The sequence below is a fragment of the Paraburkholderia sp. LEh10 genome, from assembly GCF_017814945.1.
In the GTDB taxonomy this organism is placed as follows: domain Bacteria; phylum Pseudomonadota; class Gammaproteobacteria; order Burkholderiales; family Burkholderiaceae; genus Paraburkholderia.
This window is the reverse complement of record NZ_JAGIPX010000284.1, coordinates 1-313: the sequence shown is the minus strand read 5'-3', so window position 1 is coordinate 313 and position 313 is coordinate 1. Positions and strand designations below refer to the sequence as shown.

The window sequence follows — 313 nt, the reverse complement described above, 5'->3', positions numbered from 1 at the left end:
CACGCGTGAATGCCTTGCGATCGACGTGGCCGGATCGATTCGCTCCGGGCGCGTCATCGAAGTCCTGTCCCAACTGGCCAGCCTTCACGGCGCGCTTCGCTACCTGCGCTCTGACAACGGCCCTGAGTTCGTATCGCTGGCTATCCTGAAGTGGGCTGCACGGAACGGCATGGACATGGCGCTCAGCGATCCCGGCAAGCCTTGGCAGAACGGCGCGGACGAAAGCTTCAACGGCGAGTTCAGGGACGAATGTCTGAGCCTTGAATGGTTTCGGACTCGCACGGAAGCAAAGGTTGTTATCGAGCAGTGGCGG

1 protein-coding gene is annotated in these 313 nt (G+C 61.3%); it reads left to right on the top strand.

All coding sequences use genetic code 11. The features are described from left to right. The coding region (locus tag J8I87_RS44305) for an integrase core domain-containing protein (protein ID WP_209938959.1) at window positions 1-313 on the top strand (313 nt) is incomplete at both ends.